1 pseudogene is annotated in these 293 nt (G+C 71.3%); it reads left to right on the top strand.

Annotation, left to right across the window (positions count from 1 at the left end):
- Window positions 1-293, top strand: a pseudogene (locus tag ACNPM4_RS14270) (regulator); the annotation flags it as partial.

Below are 293 nucleotides of genomic sequence, written 5' to 3'. Positions count from 1 at the left end.
GGGCCCCGCTCGCACCGGCATCACCCGCCTGAAACAGAAGGGGCTCCTGCTCGCGGAGCGCGACGCCGGGATCGGCTATCGCCTCAACCCGGCCGCCGTCGGGATGCTCGAGCGCGGAGACCGCCGCATCTTCGAGATGCGCGAGATGACGGATGCCGACCCCTGGTGCCTGATCTCGTTCTCGATCCCCGAGAGCGCACGCAGCATCCGCCACCAGCTGCGCCGCCGCCTGCAGTGGATCGGCGCCGGGGTCGTCTCCCCCGCGCTGTGGATCTGTCCGGGGCATCTCCAGG

Source organism: Microbacterium umsixpiens (assembly GCF_053543675.1).
This window is presented reverse-complemented; position numbering and strand designations above follow the sequence as displayed.